General features: G+C 33.3%; 19 protein-coding genes. 8 read left to right on the top strand and 11 right to left on the bottom strand.

Annotated features, from left to right (window positions below):
* Positions 1 to 8 precede the first annotated feature (8 nt).
* The 6 genes from ASD98_RS09185 to pyrR form a co-directional block, all read right to left on the bottom strand.
* Positions 9 to 509 (bottom strand): CAP domain-containing protein, encoded by a 501-nt coding sequence (locus ASD98_RS09185; RefSeq protein ID WP_056203127.1) that lies wholly within the window; start codon positions 507 to 509, stop codon positions 9 to 11.
* A 171-nt stretch (positions 510 to 680) separates the two neighbouring features.
* Positions 681 to 1,325, bottom strand: a complete 645-nt coding sequence (gene pdxH / locus ASD98_RS09180; protein ID WP_056203124.1) for a pyridoxamine 5'-phosphate oxidase — start codon at positions 1,323 to 1,325, stop codon at positions 681 to 683.
* Between the two features lie 94 nt (positions 1,326 to 1,419).
* Positions 1,420 to 2,325, bottom strand: a complete 906-nt coding sequence (locus ASD98_RS09175) for a ribonuclease Z (protein WP_056203120.1) — start codon at positions 2,323 to 2,325, stop codon at positions 1,420 to 1,422.
* 89 nt (positions 2,326 to 2,414) lie between these two features.
* The gene (locus ASD98_RS09170; RefSeq protein WP_056203119.1) at positions 2,415 to 2,747 is read right to left on the bottom strand and encodes a hypothetical protein; all 333 of its coding nucleotides are present in this window, start codon (positions 2,745 to 2,747) and stop codon (positions 2,415 to 2,417) included.
* A gap of 237 nt (positions 2,748 to 2,984) precedes the next feature.
* The gene (locus ASD98_RS09165; protein WP_029273654.1) at positions 2,985 to 3,911 is read right to left on the bottom strand and encodes an aspartate carbamoyltransferase catalytic subunit; all 927 of its coding nucleotides are present in this window, start codon (positions 3,909 to 3,911) and stop codon (positions 2,985 to 2,987) included.
* A gap of 96 nt (positions 3,912 to 4,007) precedes the next feature.
* Positions 4,008 to 4,547, bottom strand: a complete 540-nt coding sequence (gene pyrR / locus ASD98_RS09160) for a bifunctional pyr operon transcriptional regulator/uracil phosphoribosyltransferase PyrR (RefSeq protein ID WP_053470147.1) — start codon at positions 4,545 to 4,547, stop codon at positions 4,008 to 4,010.
* Positions 4,548 to 4,737: 190 nt separating this feature from the next.
* Between pyrR and ASD98_RS09155 the strand changes: the two genes are divergently transcribed.
* The 8 genes from ASD98_RS09155 to ASD98_RS24110 all read left to right on the top strand — a co-directional run bounded on the left by ASD98_RS09155 (position 4,738) and on the right by ASD98_RS24110 (position 9,746).
* Positions 4,738 to 5,253 carry a hypothetical protein gene (locus tag ASD98_RS09155; RefSeq protein WP_056203116.1) on the top strand — a complete coding sequence of 172 codons (516 nt, stop codon included), beginning with the start codon at positions 4,738 to 4,740 and terminating at the stop codon, positions 5,251 to 5,253.
* 36 nt (positions 5,254 to 5,289) lie between these two features.
* Entirely contained in the window at positions 5,290 to 5,763 is a 474-nt protein-coding gene (locus ASD98_RS09150; protein WP_056203112.1) for a hypothetical protein, read from the top strand.
* Positions 5,764 to 6,165, top strand: coding sequence for a hypothetical protein (locus ASD98_RS09145; protein WP_056203110.1), 402 nt, complete (start codon positions 5,764 to 5,766; stop codon positions 6,163 to 6,165). It begins immediately after the preceding gene.
* Positions 6,166 to 6,522: 357 nt separating this feature from the next.
* Entirely contained in the window at positions 6,523 to 7,491 is a 969-nt protein-coding gene (locus tag ASD98_RS09140; RefSeq protein WP_056203108.1) for a hypothetical protein, read from the top strand.
* Between the two features lie 12 nt (positions 7,492 to 7,503).
* Positions 7,504 to 8,700 carry an amidohydrolase family protein gene (locus tag ASD98_RS09135; protein ID WP_056203105.1) on the top strand — a complete coding sequence of 399 codons (1,197 nt, stop codon included), beginning with the start codon at positions 7,504 to 7,506 and terminating at the stop codon, positions 8,698 to 8,700.
* Between the two features lie 229 nt (positions 8,701 to 8,929).
* Entirely contained in the window at positions 8,930 to 9,178 is a 249-nt protein-coding gene (locus ASD98_RS09130; RefSeq protein WP_056203100.1) for a type II toxin-antitoxin system ParD family antitoxin, read from the top strand.
* The gene (locus ASD98_RS09125) at positions 9,175 to 9,474 is read left to right on the top strand and encodes a type II toxin-antitoxin system RelE/ParE family toxin (RefSeq protein WP_056203097.1); all 300 of its coding nucleotides are present in this window, start codon (positions 9,175 to 9,177) and stop codon (positions 9,472 to 9,474) included. Before ASD98_RS09130 ends, ASD98_RS09125 begins: the two co-directional genes overlap by 4 nt.
* Positions 9,475 to 9,572: 98 nt before the next feature.
* Positions 9,573 to 9,746 carry a hypothetical protein gene (locus ASD98_RS24110; protein ID WP_199866279.1) on the top strand — a complete coding sequence of 58 codons (174 nt, stop codon included), beginning with the start codon at positions 9,573 to 9,575 and terminating at the stop codon, positions 9,744 to 9,746.
* 67 nt (positions 9,747 to 9,813) lie between these two features.
* Here ASD98_RS24110 and ASD98_RS09120 read toward each other — a convergent pair whose 3' ends face one another.
* The 5 genes from ASD98_RS09120 to nagB form a co-directional block, all read right to left on the bottom strand.
* Positions 9,814 to 11,433 (bottom strand): ABC-F family ATP-binding cassette domain-containing protein, encoded by a 1,620-nt coding sequence (locus ASD98_RS09120; protein WP_056203094.1) that lies wholly within the window; start codon positions 11,431 to 11,433, stop codon positions 9,814 to 9,816.
* A 188-nt stretch (positions 11,434 to 11,621) separates the two neighbouring features.
* Positions 11,622 to 12,395: a TlpA disulfide reductase family protein gene (locus tag ASD98_RS09115; protein ID WP_056203090.1), complete on the bottom strand. Its 774-nt coding sequence runs from the start codon at positions 12,393 to 12,395 to the stop codon at positions 11,622 to 11,624.
* 347 nt (positions 12,396 to 12,742) lie between these two features.
* Positions 12,743 to 17,476, bottom strand: a complete 4,734-nt coding sequence (gene chiA, locus ASD98_RS09105; protein ID WP_056203080.1) for a T9SS-translocated chitinase ChiA — start codon at positions 17,474 to 17,476, stop codon at positions 12,743 to 12,745.
* 473 nt (positions 17,477 to 17,949) lie between these two features.
* Positions 17,950 to 20,016 carry a beta-N-acetylhexosaminidase gene (locus tag ASD98_RS09100; protein ID WP_056203075.1) on the bottom strand — a complete coding sequence of 689 codons (2,067 nt, stop codon included), beginning with the start codon at positions 20,014 to 20,016 and terminating at the stop codon, positions 17,950 to 17,952.
* Positions 20,017 to 20,170: 154 nt separating this feature from the next.
* Entirely contained in the window at positions 20,171 to 22,111 is a 1,941-nt protein-coding gene (nagB, locus tag ASD98_RS09095; protein WP_056203316.1) for a glucosamine-6-phosphate deaminase, read from the bottom strand.
* Between the last annotated feature and the right edge of the window lie 48 nt (positions 22,112 to 22,159).

Genomic DNA, 22,159 nt, shown 5'->3' with positions numbered 1-22,159 from the left:
GTTCTCTTTTAAATTTTAGCAAATATGTTTGTATAATATTTTCTTCCGGCAGCATCTGTAGTAACCGAAATACCAAAATGAGTATAATTTCCTTCGATATTTTCTTTATGACCCTGGCTTTCCAGCCATGATTTTACTGCTGCTGCAGATGTTTTGTAGTTGTAAGCAACATTCTCACCCACTTTTTTAGCGCCAAGAACACTCATAATATTGTTAGAACGAGACACAAAATCATTGTGATTCACAACATTATTGTCGATCATGTATTTATTGTGCTCTTCGCACTTATAAGAAATGTGATTGATTTTTTCCAATGCATTTAAACCGATACTTACTCTGTAATCGTTTATTAACTGCATTGTTTCCAATTCAGATGCATTATAGTTGTAGTCAGTAATTACCTGTTCAGTAGAAGTACTACTTTCATTCCCTTCGGCGACATCGGCAGAGCATGAGTTCATTGTGATAGATATCACAATGAACACCATGGCGCACATAATCTTTTTCATAATCTGTAGTAGTTTAATGCTTTAAAGTAAATGTTGGGGCAAATTCTTTAAAATTATTATGTGACAATTTTCTCTGTTTTATTGTCCAAACGTATTCAATTTGTCGGTAAACTACAAAATTAATCGACGAAATGCATTAAAATTTTTCAAAATAATGTAATAATCTTACAATTATGACGATAAACGATCTATCTTCCATGAAAAATCAGACTGACTTGTATAGCGAATTCTGTCGTGTAATCTGTTAGGTCTTCCCTGCCAAAATTCTACCTGCAGCGGCGTTACAATAAATCCGCCCCAATTCTCAGGTCTTGGAATTGGTTTTCCTTCAAATTCAGCTTCCAATTTCTTTAAATTCTCTTCTAAAAAAATTCTCGACGGAATAACTTCACTCTGATGAGAAACAATCGCGCCAAGCTTACTTCCGTCTGGCCGGGAATCAAAATAGTTATCAGAAATAATTTCAGAAGTTTTCTGCGCAATTCCTTTTATGATAACCTGACGTTCCATTTCCTGCCAAAAAAAAGATAAACAAACGTTTGGGTTCGCCGTAATTGCTTTTCCTTTTTCTGAATCATAATTCGTATAAAATATAAATCCCTCTTCAGAAAATTTCTTTAATAAAACCACACGAGACTTTGGAAAACCGTCCAAACCAATTGTCGAAATTGTCATCGCGTTTACTTCGCCGCTTCCGCCAAAATCCTCCACTTCATGAAACCAGCGGTTAAAAAGATTAATTGGATCTTCGGGAATATTCGTTTCTAATAATTCACTCTTCTCGTAAGATTTTCTATAATTGCTTAAATCGTTCATGATTGTTGATTTTAGTTTATTTTGTTTCTAGTTTCAAGTTTCAAAAAAAGAAAAACTTAGAATCTTAGTATCTCAGCACCTTAGAGCCTTTAAATTAAAATTCAAAGCTAAGTCCATCGTCGCCCAAAAGAACATTTGGGAAAATTTCTTGGGCTTCTTCTTTAAAACGCTCAATTCCGTCGTAGCGGGTTGAATAATGTCCTAAAACCAAATGCTTCACATTGGCTTTTAAGGCGATTGTAGCTGCTTCTTTTGCTGTAGAATGCAATGTTTTTTGTGCCAATTGAGCTTCAGTCTCTAAAAAAGTAGATTCATGATATAAAACATCTGCATTCTCTATAATCGGGATGACATCTTCATTATAAACCGTATCCGAACAAAAAGCATAACTCATTGCCGGAATTGGGTCAAAAGATAACTTTTCATTCTCAATTACAGTTCCGTCATCCAGCGTAACATTTCCTCCGTTTTTTATTTTTTGATAATAAGCCGTATGAATATCATAATGCTGAGCTGCTTCGACATTTAACTTTCTTTCTCCAGGTTTTTCCTGAAATAAATAACCATTTGTGTAAACACGATGTTTCAGCGGAATCGTTTTTACAATGACACGATTATCTTCAAAAATAACCTCGCTTTCCTTCGACTCTAATTCGTGGAAAAACAAATTATACGTTGTCCAGGATTCAGTCAGTTTTAATTGAAGAAGGATTAGTTCTTTAATTCCTTTTGGACCGTAAATATGCAAATCGGTCGTTCTTCCCAAAAGAGAAAAAGTCGAAATGGTTCCAATTAATCCATAAAGATGATCTCCGTGAAGATGCGAAATAAAAATGTGATTAATTTTTGAAAATTTAATCTTATTCTTTCGAAGCTGAACCTGAGTTCCTTCTCCACAATCAATTAAAAACAAACGATTTTTAATTTCTAAAACCTGCGAAGTCGGATTAGTAAGTGTTCTGGGAGTTGCGGCATAACAGCCAAGTATTGTAAGCTTCATTTTAGATTGTTGATTTTAGATTTTAGATTGAATATACATTTTTAGATTTCAACATTCAAAATCTAAAATCTGAACTCTAAAATCTACAATTAAAAGCCTAAGTCTCTTTCAATTTCTTCCATTTCGATAATGTCGTGTGCTTCTAAAAGAGAAGGAACAACGACTAATTTATCTGAAACAGCATTAAAATCAAGATCAGAAGCTACAATTACAAACGATTTTTTTGCTTTTTTATGAAGCTTAACCAGCGGTAAAAAAACTTTTAAATCATTTTCTGTCAACTCAGAATCTGATGACAAATCGATTATAATATTTTGTTTTTCAAAGGTTTTAAACTGCTGCGTTACTTTTTCTACAAAGCCATTAAAATCGCCTTGTGTATCTTTTATGGTAACGGTATGTCCTTTTTGATCTACTTTCATTTTATAATTTGTGGGGCTAATATAAAAATTGATTTTCAGAGCGCTAAGGTACGAAGTTTTTTGTTTGTTGTTTCAAGTTTTAGGTTTCAGGTTTCAAGTTTGTCAGGCTGAGCGAAGTCGAAGCCCGCGTTTGCAAAGCACGTTTGTTTATAAAGCCCTTCGACTTCGCTCAGGGTGACATCGGGATATTCAAGTTCCAACAACTTGGAACCTAAAACCTAAAATTTGAAACAAATATTACTGAATTTTAGAAGCCAAAAGATAAATAACCGCCATTCTAATCGCAACACCATTCTCAACCTGATTTAAGATAACTGAATGATCAGAATCAGCCACTTCAGAAGTAATCTCAACTCCTCTATTGATTGGTCCCGGGTGCATGATTACGATTTCTTTTCCAAGAGAATCCAAAAGCGGTTTATCAACTCCGTATTGCTGTGCGTATTCGCGTGTCGATGGAAAGAAGTTTACATCCATACGTTCGTTTTGCACACGAAGCATATTCGCAACATCACACCATTCTAAGGCTTTACGTAAATTTGGCTCGACCGTAACACCAAGTGATTCAATATATCTCGGAATCAGTGTTTTTGGTCCGCAGACTTTTACTTCTGCACCTTGCATCTGCAAAGCATATATATTGGATAAGGCAACTCTCGAATGCAGAATATCACCTACAATAACTACTTTTTTTCCGGCAACATCACCTAGTTTTTCTCTGATAGAATAACTGTCTAACAAAGCCTGAGTTGGGTGTTCGTGTGCTCCGTCTCCGGCGTTTACGATACTGGCTTTGACATTTTTAGATAAAAAATAAGCCGCTCCGGGATTAGAGTGGCGCATTACAACCATATCAACTTTCATCGAAAGGATATTATTTACAGTATCAATCAGGGTTTCTCCTTTTTTAACCGATGACTGCGCTGCAGAAAAACTAATAACATCAGCAGATAAACGTTTCTGCGCTAATTCAAAGGAAAGTTTGGTTCTCGTACTGTTTTCGAAGAAAATATTGGCAATGGTAATATCTCGTAATGAAGGAACTTTTTTAATTGGTCGGTTAATGACTTCTTTAAAATGATCTGCCGTTTCAAAAATCAGGTTAATATCATTCTCATTGATGTATTTTATTCCTAATAAATGATTTACGCTTAATTCTTTCATCTTTAATGTTTAATTGTTTTTTCTGTTGAATCGTTAATTTGTTGAATCGTTTAATCGTTCCTTCCGATTAAACAATTAACCGGTTAACCGATTAAACTAATTTGTCACTAGGTGAACCACATCTTCACCATCATTTTCTTTCCAGCTCACTTTTACTTTTTCGCCATTAATTGCATCCACCTGACGGCCTCTGTAATCCGGCTGAATTGGTAAATTACGACTGAAACGTCTGTCGATTAATACTAACAATTCAATTTCTGAAGGTCTTCCAAAAGATTGAATTGCAGTTAATGCAGAACGAATACTTCTTCCGGTAAACAAAACGTCATCAATAAAAATGACTTTTTTGTCTTCGACTATAAAATTTATTTGAGTTTTATTGGCTTCAAGCGGTTTATCTGTTCTGCGGAAATCATCTCTAAAAAAAGTAATATCCAGATATCCCAGTGAAATTTCAGGAGTTTGATATTCGTTCTCTAAAATTTGTTTTAAACGTTCAGCCAAATAAACACCTCTCGGCTGAATCCCGATTAAAATTGTATCAGAGAAATCAAGATGTTTTTCGATTAACTGACAAGCCAAACGATGGAGTATGATAGTAACTTCTTTTGAATTAAGTAATACTTTTTGGCTCATAAGTAATTATAATGTTTGGTTGGGCAAATATACAAAATCAGAATTTATTTGTTGGGGTGTTGAGTGGGGAAATATTTTTTTTGATTTATATAGAAAATTAGGTTTAAAAAAATAAGTTTTAGCTTTTAAACATAGATTATTTTAAAATCATATTTTAGCAGAAGAAACAAATTAACTGGGGTTATTTAAAATGATAAAAAAATCAATACTTTTTTCATTAATTACAATTTCATTTTTATCATGCGAAAGAGAATGCAAATTGGTACCTATTCCAAGTAATATCTTTCAATTAGAAAATTTAAAAAAAGAGTACGTATTTTATAGTAATATCGAAACAATAAGTGCCAAAATCATTGACAGATATGAATATTATGAGAAAACTTCATTTAAAAGTCCGACAAACATTCGCGATTGTGAGCATTATAAATCATATGAGTTAGACTTTAAAGGAGAAAAAATATTGGTGTCAGTAAGAAAATATGTTTCTGATTCTTTAGAACTCGATGTTCTGGCATTTGGTAATTGCATTAATCTTCCAAGTGAGAAAAAAATTCCTGAAAAAGAACTATTGCTGCACAAGCTTTATACTTTTGAACGAGATTCTGATTGCGATTCTAGTAACAGTATTATCAAAAAAGTAATTTTAAAAGGATATTTGATCACATCTATTACTACTTCTGAAAATAAAACATGGATAGCCAAATAATGATTTCAATATTGACAAAAACAGTTTAAATTTTAAATGATTAACATAATTCAGAAATTAAAAGATTTAAAAGTAACAGGAGGTATTATATGGCTTTTAGAATTCATTCATGGAAAAAACCATTTAACTCCAAAACTAAATCATTTAAGAACTTTACAACATGGAACTGTTGGTCGAGAAGTTGCTAAAATGCTCGACAGTAAACAATATAGATTAATTCCGAAATTTGAAAATCATGATCTAAAACATATCGTTTTAGAATATGAAATGATAATGAAAGATGAAATTAGAATGCAAGCTTATTTAATTGGCAATGGCAACTTTACTTTTCCTTGTCTAATATTTTTTTCTTTAGGTATATTTTATCCAACAATATGGAAAAGCTTATTAAAAGAATACCTAGACGGGAAAAATACAAAATCTATTCATTTTCTAACTTTAGATAATTGTATGGAATTAGAATTAAAAGATATAAAAAATGAATATGGACGGAGAAAAATGACAAATTAAATGAAAGAAAGTATCCTACAATTTATAGCAAAACCAAAAAACATTTTTCTAATAGATGCTGTTGGGGCATTACTTACATTCACATTACTTTTTCTCGTTCTCAGAACTTTCAATTCTTATTTTGACTTATCAAAAACCATTTTAGAATATCTTTCATTACTGGCACTCCTTTTTTCAATTTACTCTCTTACCTGCTTTTTTCTAGCAAAAAATAATTGGAAATTATATTTAAAAATAATCTGCACAGCAAACATACTCTATTGTATTTTGACATTTGGCATTTTACTATATCATTATAATAGTATTTCTGTTTTTGGTATTGTTTACTTTTTAGGAGAAATCGTTGTTATAGCCTGTCTTGTATTTCTGGAAATAAAAACGATAAAAAATAAGGTTCAATAAATAAACCCTTTTCAATTTCGTATAATTAATTCTGAAATTCCAGGTATTGAATCCGTTGTAGTATTGATGCGCCTAACCTAAAGCATCTCTGATCCATCTTTTAAATTCTTTTGCCAATTTTAACCATTTTAACAATTAAAAAACAAACAATTAATTATAATTCCATTTTAATGTTAACATTTTTACCAATGTAGTATTTTTCATTCGTAAATTAATCGCCAAACAACAAATTAGGTTCGACAAAGTGAAATAATTACCTTACAAATAATTATTTAACAATTGTTTAAATAAATTAGCGATGGTTTTTCTTACTAACCAAATTGCTTTCACCTATTTTTAACCAAAAACAAATTATCTATGCAAGTATCTAAAATTCTGGAAATACTAATTGCGTTAGGTTTATTTTACTTTCTCTTTAGTACTCTTGTTTCGTTACTCTTTGAATGGTACTCCTATAAAACCCAAAAAAGAGGCCGATTTCTTTACGAAACAATTCTTAAATTATTAAACGATCCTGTGAACAAAAGCTACGGTGCCAGCTTATACAGCCACTTTAGCATCGATCAGCTTAAAAAAAACAGAGATTCTTACCCGCAATACATTTCGTCTGATATGTTTGCTGATGCCTTGATTGATATTATTGGAAGTCAATCTGAAACCACAAAATTTGAAAATATTTTTGATCCAAAAGGATCTACAAATTTAGTAGATGTTAAGCTAGTCGAAGAACGTATTGAAGATCCTTATAAGAGATTTAAAAAAGGACTTGATCAAATGAACTACAGTCCATTAAAAAGTTATTTAAGGGCATTCTTTGAGAAAACAGAAAACCATCCTGATTTAAAAAAGGCAATTTCAAAATGGTTTGATGACTATATGGAAAGAGTAAGCGGCTGGTATAAAACAAAAACGAAAAGAAGTTTACTTATTATAAGTTTCTTAGTTTGCCTGGCGCTGAATGTTGATTCTATTACTCTAATTAAAAAATTAAATTCTGATGACAAGTATCGCAAAGATCTTGTGTTAATAGCCGAAAAAAAGGCACTTGAAAATAAGATTAATGCTCAAAAAATTGATTCAGTTGATATTACTAAAAATATAGAAAGCATCAAATCAGTAATTACTGAAATAGAAGATAGCTCTCTTCCAATTGGGTATAATTCTGATTTTTTAAAATCAAAAGAAGAAAAGATTGGTCCAATGCTTTTGTGGTGGATTTGTGGAATTATAATTTCAGCATTTGCCCTCAGCTTTGGAGCGCCTTTTTGGTTTGAAGTTATGGTAAAAGCAATTAATATTAGAAGAGCCGGAATAAAACCATCCTAAAATCATACAATCATGAACGATATATACAACATTCATTCGCACATCTTTACAGGAAAATGTGCCCCGAAAGACTTTTTACAGGTAGCTGCCAAACTTGGAGACGGAGCTTCTACGTTTCTTAAATGGTTAATATTAACCCGACCTGTCTCCTGGTTAATTACAAAATTGGGAAACTTAATCCCTAAAAGGATTTTACAATTCCTAAAAATTGGTGTTATGGCTTCACAAGAAGAAGTCTTTCTCGACTTGAAAGGAGCTTATGATAATTCTGAATACAGCGGAATAAAAATAGTCGCGCTTACAATTGATATGGATTATATGAGTGATCCTGACAAAAAACCCGAAAAAGATTTTAACTCGCAAATACAGGACATCTACAAATTAAAAAAAACTTACCCGAATATATTATTTCCTTTTTATGGCATAGATCCTAGAAATCCGGATATTAAAAACCTCGAAAATCTTAAAAAAGCAATTGAAAGTAAAACTTTTGTTGGAATTAAATTATATCCAGCAAATGGCTTTTTTCCTTTTGATGCGCGATTAGACAGTCTTTATCAATATGCCGAAAAAAATAACATTCCTGTTATGACACATTGTACACGTGGCGGCAGTTATTATTTAGGTAAAAATGTCTGGTCGGTTATTCCTGATAATCCTACATCAGTAGATCCAAATCATCCTTTAATGCCAAAAATTAAAAAACGTATTGCTGTTTACAAAAATGCTTCAGATAAATCATTTCGGGAAAATGCAAGAGCATGTAACCTTTTTTCTCATCCTGAAAATTATATACCTGTTTTAGATAAATATCCTGAATTAAAGCTTTGCATTGCACATATGGGCGGGGATATCGAAATATTGGGATCAAAAAAAACAGATACGAAAAAATTGTTCGAAGCAGCATACAAACTGGAAGAAAATACAGAATCATGGTATGAAACTATTAAACTAAAAATCCTGATTAAAAAATACCCTAATACGTTTACAGATATTTCTTATTCGTTATGCGATGAAAATTGTATGATAAAGTTATCTGAAGATTTGAAAAAAAATCTTATTCACCCAGAGCGGGTTTTATTTGGAACAGACTATTTTATGGTTGCAAAAGAAAATGCTGAGTTAAAAGTCGTTGCCGTTGGCCAAAGGAATTTAAGCACGCATTTTCCTCTGTTTATGAGTGCTAATAATAAAAGGTATTTGTTTTAATTAAAGATTGTATTTTTAATCTGCTGCAAATTAAACTTCTTCATAAAGTTTCGTAGGTTCTGTCACATTCATAATAAATAAAATGTCACGAACCTACGGCTCTTTTAATTTCTTTCTTATTTTATTTTTGAATCGGATTGAAATCCGTACCTGCAATATGAGCCGAACCGATGGCTCTTTTTTTTGAAAACATACCAATAATTGGTATATTTGATAAAATTTTTAAATCATGCCAAAAAATACATCAATATTACTAGGTGATTATTTTGATAACTTTATAAGTTCTCAGATAAAAAGTGGAAGATTTTCATCTGCAAGTGAAGTGATTCGTACAGCTTTACGAATGTTTGAAGAAGAAGAATCAAAAAAAAGTGAGTTAATTAAAGAATTAAAAAAAGGCGAAAAATCCGGATTTGTAAAAGATTTCGACCGTGTTTCTTTTTTGAAAAATATGGATAAAAAATACCCCGAAAAATGAATTATAAGATCAGTAATGAAGCATCTTATGATTTAGAAAAAATTTGGTTATATACTTTTGAAAATTGGTCTCGTGAACAAGCTCATCGATATATCGGTTTAATTATGGATGAAATCGAATATTTATGCTTAAATCCTAAATCTGGAAATGATATGAATCATATTAGAAAAGGATATTTTAGAAGTAAAGTGAAATCACATTTAATATTTTACAAGATAAACATAAAAGAAAATGAATTAGAAGTCATTCGAATTTTACACCAAATGATGGATATTGAAAATCATTTAAACAAATAATACTTAATCCAAATCCTAAAACTTTTTCCAAAAATTGTATAAGGCATTTTCCTGATTTCTGAAGTAATTTTAATATACAAATTTAAAAACTCAGAGTCATGCAAAATAAAATTACAAGATTGTTAATGGTATTCGTAATACTATTTTCATTTACAAGCTGCGAAGTTATTGGAGATATTTTTAAAGCCGGAATGGGATTCGGGATATTTATTGTGATTTTTATAGTTGCAATTATTATCTGGATTTTCGCTAAAGTTTTCGGAGGTAAATAAAACATAAAAAAAATCCCAAATTCTATTTAATTGGAATTTGGGATTTATAATATTTGTGATTTATAGATTAAAGATTGTACATCTTCTTTCTTTGTTCCTGAATTTTTTCATCATCAAGATATTCGTCAAATGTCATGTAACGATCAATTACTCCGTTTGGCGTCAATTCTACAATTCTGTTACCCACAGTTTGTGCAAACTCATGGTCATGTGTTGTAAAAATTACAGACCCTTTAAAGTTTTTCAATGAGTTATTGAAAGCTGTGATAGACTCCAAATCTAAGTGATTTGTAGGCTCATCAAGCATTAAAACATTAGCACGCTCCATCATCATTCTGGAAAGCATACAACGTACTTTTTCACCTCCAGATAAAACTCGGCTTGTTTTTAGCGCTTCTTCTCCAGAGAAAATCATTTTTCCTAAGAAACCTCTAATAAATACCTCATCACGCTCTTCTTCTGTTTTAGCGTATTGGCGTAACCAATCTACTAAAGTCAAATCATTTTCGAAGAAAGAATGGTTTTCAGCAGGAAGGTACGCTTGGTTTGTTGTAATTCCCCAATCAAAAGTTCCAGCATCTGCTTTTTGGTTTCCATTTAAAATTTCATAGAAAGCAGTTGTTGCACGTGAATCTTTTGAGAAAAGAACGATTTTATCTCCTTTTGCCATATTCAAATGAACATCTTTAAACAAAAGTTCACCATCTACAGATGCAGATAAATGTTCTACATTTAAAATCTGATCTCCGGCTTCACGATCCTGATCAAAAATAATTGCAGGGTAACGACGGCTTGAAGGTTTGATTTCAGAAATATTCAATTTAGAAATCATTTTTTTACGAGAAGTTGCTTGTTTCGATTTTGCAACGTTTGCGCTAAAACGACGAATAAATTCTTCAAGCTCTTGTTTCTTCTCTTCTGCTTTTTTGTTTTGCTGAGCACGTTGTTTTGCCGCTAATTGGCTAGACTCGTACCAGAATGTATAGTTTCCTGAATAGTGATTGATTTTTCCGAAATCAATATCAGAAATATGTGTACAAACCGCATCTAAAAAGTGACGGTCGTGAGATACTACAATTACAGTATTTTCATAGTTTGCTAAGAAATTTTCTAACCAGGCGATTGTCTCGAAATCCAAATCGTTGGTAGGCTCATCCATAATAAGCAAATCCGGGTTTCCAAAAAGTGCCTGCGCCAAAAGCACACGGACTTTAATTTTTCCCTCCAAATCACCCATCGTGGTATAATGATGTTCTTCGTTAATTCCTAAGTTAGACAACATTGCTGCAGCATCAGAATCAGCGTTCCATCCGTTCATTTCTTCAAATTGAACCTGAAGCTCCCCTATTCTGTCTGCATTTTTATCGTTGTAGTCTAAATAAAGTTCATCCATTTCTTTTTTAACAGCATACAAAACTTTATTTCCCATTAAAACGGTTTCCAAAACGGTATGCTCATCAAACAAGTTATGATTTTGCGTTAAAACCGACATACGTTTTCCCGGCTCTAAATGAATATGCCCCGAAGTCGGGTCCATATCGCCTGAAATAATTTTTAGAAATGTAGATTTTCCAGCACCATTGGCTCCAATAACGCCGTAAATATTTCCGTGAGTGAATGTGGTATTTACTTCGTCAAACAAAATTCGTTTGCCAAATTGAACTGATAAATTATTGACTGTTAACATGAATGTCTTTTTAATTAATTTGGTGCAAAAGTACGGAAAAAGGTTTAATTTTTCTCACCATATAAGTGATATAAGTTTATTAAAACTAAACTTATAATTGACAGCAATCGATTTCCACCATACAAGTGATATAAGTTCATTTAAATCAAACTTATAATCTCTTATATGAACTTATATGGTTTCAAAACTTACAGCTTGCTTTCTTTTGCCAGCGCTACTTCCAAACTTTCGAAATTTGGCAGGACTTTAGAAATCAATCCTTCTTTATTTAGAATAAAATGTGTTGGAAATGAATTTAGCTGTAAAGCTTCATTCATGTACTCTTTCATATTTGGAATTACAGCATATGAAAGTGGTTTTCTGGCTAAGAATGTTTTTAATTGTTCTGGTGAATCTTCGGCTAAACTTATAAAAACAATATCTTTTCTGTCTTTATACTCTTCTGTTAGTTTATTTACCTGCGGAAATTCTCTTATACATGGCGTACAGTGAATATACCAGCATTTTATCACGATGATTTTTCCTTTCATGGATTCATTTGAAACTCCATTTCCATCTAAATCTTTAAATGAAAATGGAGGAAAAGCTGTTCCTTCCATCTTATAATTTTTATAAGCGTCAAAACCTATTTGGTTGATCGTTGCTTTTATACTGGTATCAGTTTTTGGCTGAATTTTGAAGAGTTTATAATAGTAAACAGCATCTTCTGATTTTAATCGGATTGGGATAAAATTTCCGTTTGCTAACTGATCTAGAAAGGCTTCTTTTGAAATTTCTTTTGAAAGAGGATCAAGCGCAATAAAATCTCTTGAAAGCATTATATTTTTACTTTGATAAGCTGACCAATCGCCAAATGTTTTTTGAATTTGAATTGGGTTAACTTCCGGATTTCCAAATTTATTTTGACTGAAAGAAGAAGTGAAAATTAGAAATGTGATGATAATGATGATTGATTTTTTCATGAAGATTTTATGCAATAATTCTGGAGTCAAAAGTACTGATTTCTTTTTAAACGTCATGATAATCTTTGCGAGGAACGAAGCAATCTCACTAACAATTGATTCAGCAAGTGCGGTTGCTTCGTTCCTCGCAATGACATACTTTGGGGTAACTTTGACTAAAAAACATAAAAAAACCTGGCAATATAAATTACCAGGTTCATAATGCGATCCTCAAGGAGAAAACCAAATAACAAATCTCCTCAATTCACGGCATTTATTCGAAATAAAAATTAGATTAAAAAATAAATAACCAAACTCAATTTTAACCGTCCCAATACTTTTATTTCTAAATTTTCAATCATTTTATTCTAGTTTAAAAAGTTCATTACTTTAAATGATTTCTTGTTTCCTGATTTGTCTGTTACTACAACTAAAAACAATTGTTTAGATGAGAAACTGTGACTTTGAAGCAATACTTCTTTATTGTTTTGAACATTTCTGTGGCTTACTAAATTTTGTCCAACTATGTTGAATACATCAACTTGGGCGATATCTTCGTTTTCATTTGAAACAGATAATGCATTGTTTTTAAAATACGCTATCGTTGCATTGCTTTTTGAAGAGATATCATCAAGAGCTAATGTTTTTGCTGCCGACTGTGATGCGAAATAAGCTGCATAAGCTTTAGATAATTCAGATGAATTTCCACAAGAAGAGGCATCCCAGTTTACAGACCAAGTCATTAAACCTCTTAAAGAAGGATATGGTCCGCCTGGCTGCATGGTGTATGTTCTTCCTGAAAAAGTGGTTCCGGTTCTTAAATAATGCATAGCATTAATTCCTTCTGTCGGTGTTAAATAACCGCTGCCTGCTGCACTTGGACAAGCTGGTAATGCAATAAGAACTTTTGAGGCCGGTAAACCATCAAAATGCATTCCTGTTGTAGCAATGTTATACCCTTTTATCACCATATCAGTTAGGGCTGTTACCATGTTTGATTTCTTAGCGGAACCATAATATTGACCATCTAATCCGTTTTCTCCTCCTGTATTATACAATTGTACCGCTAACAAATCCATTTCATTACGCAAGTTTTGAATGATTGGCAGGAAGGAACCAAAAGTATCCGTATAGGTTGAATATCCTCCTTGTACGTATTGTGTTTCCGGAGCTGCAGTTAGTAAAAATCCAGGGCCATAGTAAGCTTTTAATTCTTTGAAAGCATCTACTACGTTTTTTAATCTTGGATAAGCAGAAATACCCGCATAAGAAATATCTCTTAAACCTCCTGCATTAAAATTCATCGATCCACCTTCAAAATCAATATCAACTCCATCAAATTGATACTCATCAATAATTGCTTTTAGACCATTAACAAAAATATTTTTTTGAGCTACATTGTCTAAAACAACATGACCATTTTGACCTCCAATAGAAACAATAACAGGAACCCCGCTATCTCTTAAAGATTTTATATCATTTTTCAATAATTGCTTGTTGAAAACACCATTGGTCAAATATCTATTGTCATTTGTAGTTAATACTGGTGTATAACCATCACGATTAACTGTTTCTACGAAAGAATAATCAACTACGTTAAATTTACTTCCCACCATTTGAGAAAAATATAAAAATGGAGCACCGGCATTTTCCCAAGAATGTGCATATCCTAAAATAATTTTAGAAGGAAGCGGAATGAATCTATTTGTACCTACTTGAGCAATTTTAATGGTATTGTTTAATGTAGTTACACCAGATTGATTATCTGTTGCTTTGATAACAACTGGATAATCCTGATAAGCAGATGGTGTAAAATTATACGTATAAGTATTATTTGTACCTGCTGTCATGTTAAATGTACCTCCATTTATTGTAATCGTAACACCTGAAACCGATCCGTTACTATCAACAGCTGTAACTGAAATTGGCACAGCCTGGAAAGAATTTTGGTATACAGTAGCAGATGGTGAGTTCCATGTAATTACAGGTAATGAATTAGGACAGTTTGAACCTGAACAAGTTAATGTAAAACTATATGTTTTTGACTCTGTTGTTCCGTTTGATGCAGTAGCTGTAACAGTTAACGTATGAGAAAGTGAAAACTGATTTGCTGCTGGTGTCCAAGCCGCTGTATAAATTCCCGAAGAATTCGAAGCAGTCAAGCTTTGTCCATCTAAACTAAATACAACAGATGAGATTGTAGTGGCATCTGCAGCACTTAATCCTACAGTTGCAACAAAATTAATTGCTGATCCTAAATTTATAGCAATTACCGAAGCTGTTGGCGCTGTAATAGTAACCACTGGTTTAGTCGCAACCACCGCTTGTCTATTAAAATTATAAACTGTTGGAGTTGTTGGAACTGCAAAGTTGGCTAAGTTATTTGGATAATAAGTCTGTTCGCCATTTTCCCATGTATTTAATTTCAAACTTAAAATTTGTGCATAACCTGCTACAACTGAATTATCGAAAGTATAATTTCCTGATGCGTCTGTTGTTGCTAAAACACTTTTCCAGTTATGTGTACTGTCTGTCCAAGGTAAAACGATTTCTACTTTTGCACCAGCAACCGGAGTTGTTCCATTTTTAACTGTTCCGCTGATTAAGTTTGCCTGAACTTGTGCAGCTTTTGCAGTAGAGCTTGTATTAAAGTTATAAACTGTTGGATTTGCCGGAACTGCGAAATTTGCTAAATTATTTGGAAAATAAGCTGTTTCTCCGTTTTCCCAAGAGTTTAATTTTAAACTTGTAACCGTTGTATAACCTGCTACAACTGAATTATCAAAACTGTATTTTCCTTGTGCATCAGTTGTTGCCAAAACGCTTTTCCAGTTGTGTGTACTATCTGTCCAAGGTAAAACGATTTCTACTTTTGCACCAGCAACCGGAGTTGTTCCGTTTTTAACTGTTCCGCTGATTTTGCTTGAAGGAACTACAATAACATCTTGTGAGAAGTTTAATGTTTTGTTCGCATTTAAGTTAGAATAAACTGTCGAAGCCGGAGTAAAAGTCAGTCCAGTTAAGGCAGCAGTTACGGTGTAATTTCCGCCAGAAGCCAAAGTAAGTGAATAAGCTCCGCTTGAATTAGTTGTTGCAGTAACATTTCCTGCGGTAGAAGCTGCTGTAACCGTTACACCAGAAACCGGAGTTGTTCCGTTAAGAACTGTTCCGCTTACTGTATAAGTTACAACGACTGCTCCCTGAGTAAAATTCAACGTTTTGTTTGAATCAATCGCGTTGTAAACTGTTGAAGCCGGAGTATAAGAGAATCCTGTTTTTGCAGCTGTAACGGTATAATTTAGTCCAGCTGTTAAACCTGCAACACTGTAAACACCACTAGCATTAGAAACTGCTGTTAATGTTGAGCTTCCTGAAATTGCAGAAACTGTTACGCCAGAAACTGGAGTTGATCCGTTAAGAACTGTTCCGCTAACTGTATAAGTTGGCTGTGATCCGTTGATAATAACTGCTGTTTGATTCACAACAACGTTTGTTAAAGTTACCGGAGTAAAAGTATAAGTCGCTTTTAATGCTGTAACTGTATAGTTTTGTCCAGAAGTTAAGTTGTTGAATGCAAAATTTCCTGTAGCTGAAACTACTGTTTGAATTACTGCATTACTTGCATTACGCAATTCAACTGTAACATCTGTAACTAAAGCTGATCCGTTTTTTGCAGAACCAGAAATACTTACTGTACCCGGAACAACACTTCCGAAAGAAGTATCAACCTGAGTTAATAATGAATTAGGAATAGAACCTCTTGTATCCTGAGATAATTCCCAGATCATACCTCCAGCTAAGTTTCTTGACTTAATATACTGCACTTTTAAATCCATCGATTGCTTATCTTCATAAGAAATAAACTGTTTAAGAGTAGCATTATATAAATAAGGAACTTTAGTCGTATTATCAAAATATCTGACCCATCCTGCTGAAGCTGCACTTGGTGTAACCTGCATTGTATTTGGATCTAAATAAGCATGTGAGTTTGTAACCGGATTTCCGACTAAATCGCAAATTTCGATACTCCCTGAACGTTCGCACGCTCCTGAACCATCCCATGTTCCAATAGGGTTTTGCGGATTTGTACATCCTCCCACTATATCTCTTGGAGCCGAAACGAATAATCCATTTGTTGAATTTGTCGCTACATGATCAAATTTCTTTCCATAGAATGGTAATCCCATGATTAATTTATTTGCCGGGAAACCAATTACATTTAGATATTGATTTGTTAATTCGTCCAATGATTCAGATTGTGTTGCACCATACAAAGGATCGTTAGGATTTCCACTTGCATATAAAGGAGCATTGTAGCATGTTTTATCATACCAGTTTCCACCAAAATCATATCCAAAATAAGTGATATAATCGCAATAAGTTGAAATGTCTTCTGTCATTCCGTATTGAGATCTGTTGTTTGGCCCCAAATATTGCTGCGCTACTTTTCGAACATTGTTTCCTGCTGCGATTGTAACCAGTTTATTTGGCATTGCCTGGCGCATTGCTTTCAATAAAAGCACTAAATTTTTATTGTCATCAGGGCTGTATTTTTGTGGAGGAACAGGTGAACCATTTACAATTTCTGTACCATCAGTTCCACCAGAAAGAGGGTATTCCCAATCGATGTCAAAACCATCAATAAACGGATAAGTAACAATGAAGTTTGCCATATCTGCAGCTAAAGCAGCTCTTGCCACAGGACTTGCAGCAATTGGAGATAAATCCTGGCCTTTTGTCCAGCCTCCAACAGAAATTAAGACTTTTAAATGAGGATACTTTTCTTTTAACTTTTTCAAGTCGTAAAAATTTCCTTTTACCGGAGCATCCCAAGGAATTCCACCTTCCATATGCTCAAAATCAGCATAGGTGTCCAAACATTTTAATTTTGTATTCTCCGGATGTGCGGGATCATACGTTGTGCCATAAAAAGAATAATTTAAATGCGTAATTTTACTTCCATCAATTTTCGGAACGTTGAAATCCCGGGCATAAATAGACCATTGCGCATAATATCCCACTACTTTCTTTCCGTGGGCGGGTTGGGCCAACGCAAGTAAGGGAAACAATAACAAAAAGAGCAATCTGTAATAATGTTTCATAATTAATAAATATTGGTTAATAGAAAATAAATAATTGGGCCGAAGCAGTATTACTGCCAGGTTTCGCTCAACTCAGGTTGGAAGGCTGTGTTGATTGGAAATAAACTCAAATTAAATTCTATAGATAAATATTACTATTACTGATTCTTCATAATCAATAGCAAATAGTAGTGATTGATATTTATTTATAATTTTTAAAAAAATTAATATTAAATACAAATGATAAATTTGGGACGACTCATCAATCTATACTCTTTTGTTGTCATGTTTGGGTATTCTTTCTATTTGGTTTTTTAAAATGTTAATACTCCGTTAGTGGTTATTTTTTTATGCTTTAATTATTTAAAGGTGAGAAAGAGATTGTAGAAGTTTAACATAATTACCTCTACCAGAGGTTACTTCTGGCAGAGATAACTAGCACTCAAAACATTAGTGGTAACTTAAACTTACTAAATACTAATTCAAACCAAACCTTAAATTAATTTCTTTAAACTCTCATAAACTGACAATTCGACGTCAGCATGATCCTTTGTATTACATTGTTCTATTAAACTTTTTAAATCTGCTGCTTTTAAAGTCGATTTATTATCTAAAACAAGCAGTAATTCCTGCGATGCATCACTTAATTTTTTTGACAAAGGAAGAATTGGCTGTACCAAAGGTGCATTTGCACTTAACTCTATTAGGCCTTTATTTAGGGTTATCCATTTATTGAAAAATGCTGCAACTTTTCCTTTATTCTCTTCTGTTTTATTTGCCAAATATTGTGTTACTGCATCATTAAAAGCTAAAGATTCTTTAGCATCAGGTGTACACGCATCAGCAAAAAGTGTAAACGGAGAATACATTTGATATTCCGTTCCGCCTTTATTTCTTGTATATCCTTTTAATGGTTCGCAAACATTAGAAAACTCATTAATAGATTCTACATTTTGGTTATTTGTGATATTTCTTAGAATAACACCTTTGTTTTTAATATGTGTTAATCCTAATTCTTCTAATCTAAAAGAAATATTTTCAAGGCGTTTACGCATACTCGCAAGATCTGTAACAGTTTCGGCAGACCAAAGTCTTTCTGCAATTGCGGCTGTTCTTGGCCAAACTCTTGAATCTATTGTTTCAGGTGTTGTAAGTTCTGTCCACATTGTTGCTTCTCCGCCCAAAATTCTTGCTTTTTCTTCTGTCGTTAAATCAGCTCCTTTTGGCATCGGATCATTTAAATAATGACTTGCAACGGGATACATTAAGTCAATATAATATCCGTTTGATAAAACTGTTTTATAGCCTTTTTTCACTGCATCAACTAATGACTGACCGGCTGTAACTCCTTCATTTGGACCTCTCCACGAATGTACAATTGCTTCTTTAGAAAGATCTTTGGTTAAAATTTCTTCCCATCCCATTAATTGTTTTCCGTGTTTTTTAAGCATCGGAGCTAACTGCATGGTGAAATATGTTTGTAATTCGTGATTGGTTTTTAAATTATGTTTCTTTTTAAATTCCTGAATTTTCGGATTGGCATCCCAATCTTTCCCTTCGTTCTCATCTCCCCCAATATGAAAATAAGCTCCGGGAAATAATGGGCATACCTCATCAAAAAGTTCATTTAATATTTTATACGTTTTAGGATTTGAAGGATCTAATGTTGGTGAAAAAATACCTGCATTTCTTTCAATTCCATAGGTAGCGATTGCTGTACCTTGAATATTTTTTTCAGAAGTTCCTCCAGTCAGTGTAATCACTTTGCTTCCAATTTCCGGGTAAGCCGTAAGTATTGCAGATCCGTGACCCGGAACATCTATTTCAGGAACTATTAAAATACCGCGCTCATCAGCATATTTTACGATATTTCTAATTTCCTCTTGTGTATAATACAATCCATCCGAAGCTAATTCGATTAATTTTGGATGTTTTTTAGTTTCAATTCTCCAGCCTTGATCATCAACCAAATGCCAGTGAAAAACATTCATTTTCATTGCTGCCAATGCATCAATATTTCTTTTGATTACATCTACAGGCTGAAAATGTCTTGCTGCATCAATCATTAAACCTCTCCAGGTAAATCTTGGAAAATCTGAGATTTGAGATACCGGAAAATAAAATGATTTACTGTCATTTTCCAGCAGCTGTAACAAGGTTTCTAATCCGTGCAAAGCACCTAAATCGCTAGTTGCATTGATCGTTATTTTGTTTGGTTTTATATCTAAGCTGTAGCTTTCATCTTCATATAAACCAATTTTCCCGTTTTTATCACAGTTTATCTGTAATTCAGCGTTTGGAAATTCGTTTAGTTTAGAAATAAAACCCTGTTCGAAAAATATACCTGTTCTACCATCTAATCGGCGCAAAAAACGAGTTACTCCACCAAAAATTCTTGGATTTGGATTTCCGGAAATATTAACTTTAAAGTTTTTGGTTAAAGTAAAATTCCCTTCGTTTACAACAACATTCTGAGGCCAGGGCATAAGGTTCAACTGCTCTTTTTTAACTTGAGCACCAGCTGTTACACCCGCTAATAGTAGTACAAATAAATATTTCATTTTTAATTTTTTTGGTCAGATGCTTTCTGAAACATCCATTTAAATTAGAAAAAAACAAAACTCAGAAAGACTTCTGCTTACCTCACTTATCGCTTGAGGTCCATCTGAATTTTGAAATTTGATTCGCTCTCACCCGAATCTAAAAAAAACAACTTTAATAATCAAAACGTTTAAAAGCTTCAATAGCTTCGTATTCTGCCAGTCCCAATTCATCATACAGAATAGCTGTATTTTTATTTCGATCTTCTGCTCTTACCCAGAATTCTCGAGAATCATTTCCTTGAAACATAACCCTGTCTTTTTGAGACTGATGGTATAAAATGGCATGACGTTTTAATAAAACTTCTGACGGAGAAAGCGGTACCGCCATATCAATTTCGTGAATATCCCACTCGTGCCAAGCTCCTCTATAAAGCCATAACCAGCAGTCATCCATGTATTTTTCTGGTTTTAATTGTTTCATTGCAGCAAAAATAGCATTCAGACAAACTTCGTGCGTTCCATGTGGATCGGCAAGATCGCCTGCAGCAAATACCTGATGTGGTTTTATTTTAGCAATAATATCTTTTACGATAGCAATATCTTCTGGTCCTAAAGGATTCTTTTTAACTTGTCCTGTTTCATAAAAAGGCAGGTCTAAAAAGTGTGTATTTTCGTCTTTTAAGCCAATGTATCTTGTTGCTGCGTAAGATTCTCTTCTTCTAATTAATCCTTTTAGTTTTCTAACTTCAAGAGAATCAATTTGATTTTCTGATTTGTTATTTAAAAATTCAATTACAGATTTGAAATTGATGTCTTTTGGAAGATCTCCACCAATAAAATCATTACAAACCTCAGCAAATTTTAATGCTTCGTCATCTGTAACCGCAATATTTCCAGAGGTTTGATATACAACGTGTACATCATGACCTTGTTTAATCAATTTTGAAAATGTTCCTCCCATCGAAATCACGTCATCATCCGGATGCGGACTGAAAAGGATAACTCTTTTTTTAGCTGGATTGGCTCTTTCCGGACGATGTGAATCATCTGTGTTTGGTTTTCCCCCCGGCCATCCTGTAATGGTGTGCTGCAATACGTTAAACATATTGATGTTTAAATCGTAGGCAGAACCTTCTTGTGCTAATAAATCAGACATTCCGTTGTTGTTGTAATCACGGTCTGTTAATTTTAAAATAGATTGGTTTGTTTTCTGGCAAAGCCAAACAATCGCTTTACTTTTTAATTCTTGTGTCCAAATACATTCTCCAACAAGCCAAGGCGTTTTAAAACGAGTTAACTCTGATGCTGCAGACTGATCTAATACGAAAGTTGCATTAGGATGATTTTGTAAAAATGTTGCAGGAACTTCAGAACTAATATCACCCTGAACAGTTCTCTTGATGATATCGGCTTTGTTTTGTCCCCAAGCCATTAATACGATTCTTTTAGATCTCATAATGGTAGAAACCCCCATTGTGATGGCTCTTTTTGGAACGTTATCGATTCCATTAAAGTCAGATGAAGCATCTACTCTTGTAATGTGATCCAGTGTAATAATTCTTGTTCCGGAATTAATGTGCGAACCCGGCTCATTGAAACCAACGTGACCTGTACGACCAATTCCTAAAAGTTGAAAATCAAGTCCGCCTGCTTGTTTAATATTCATTTCGTAGTCGATGCAGTATTGATTTAATTCATCAATAGAAACTGTTCCGTCTGGAATATTTACATTTTCAGGTTTAATATCAATATGATTAAAAAGATGCTGGTGCATGAAATAATGATAGCTCTGATTGTTTTCTCTATTCATTGGATAATATTCATCCAAATTAAAAGTGATTACATTGCTAAAGCTCAGTCCTTCCTCTCTGTGCATTCTAACTAATTCCTCATATACTTTTATAGGAGAAGACCCTGTTGCCAAACCAAGCACGCAAGATTTATTTTTTTCCTGCTTAGATCTAATTAACTGAGCGATTTCCTGCGCTACAATTACCGATGCTTCAGCAGAACTTTTGAAGATTTCGTTGTGAATTTTCTCAAATCGTGTTTCTTCAAATTTTCCGGCGCTTTTATAGCTGATATCAGGTTTTGTTTCTAAAGCACTTTTCATTTTTTTTCTTTTTTTGGTATGTACAATTTTGGTTTTTGAAACGGTATA

Source organism: Flavobacterium sp. Root186 (assembly GCF_001428525.1).
In the GTDB taxonomy this organism is placed as follows: Bacteria; Bacteroidota; Bacteroidia; order Flavobacteriales; family Flavobacteriaceae; genus Flavobacterium.
The sequence above is the reverse complement of the archived record's forward strand: the minus strand, read 5'-3'. Positions and strand labels throughout refer to the sequence as shown.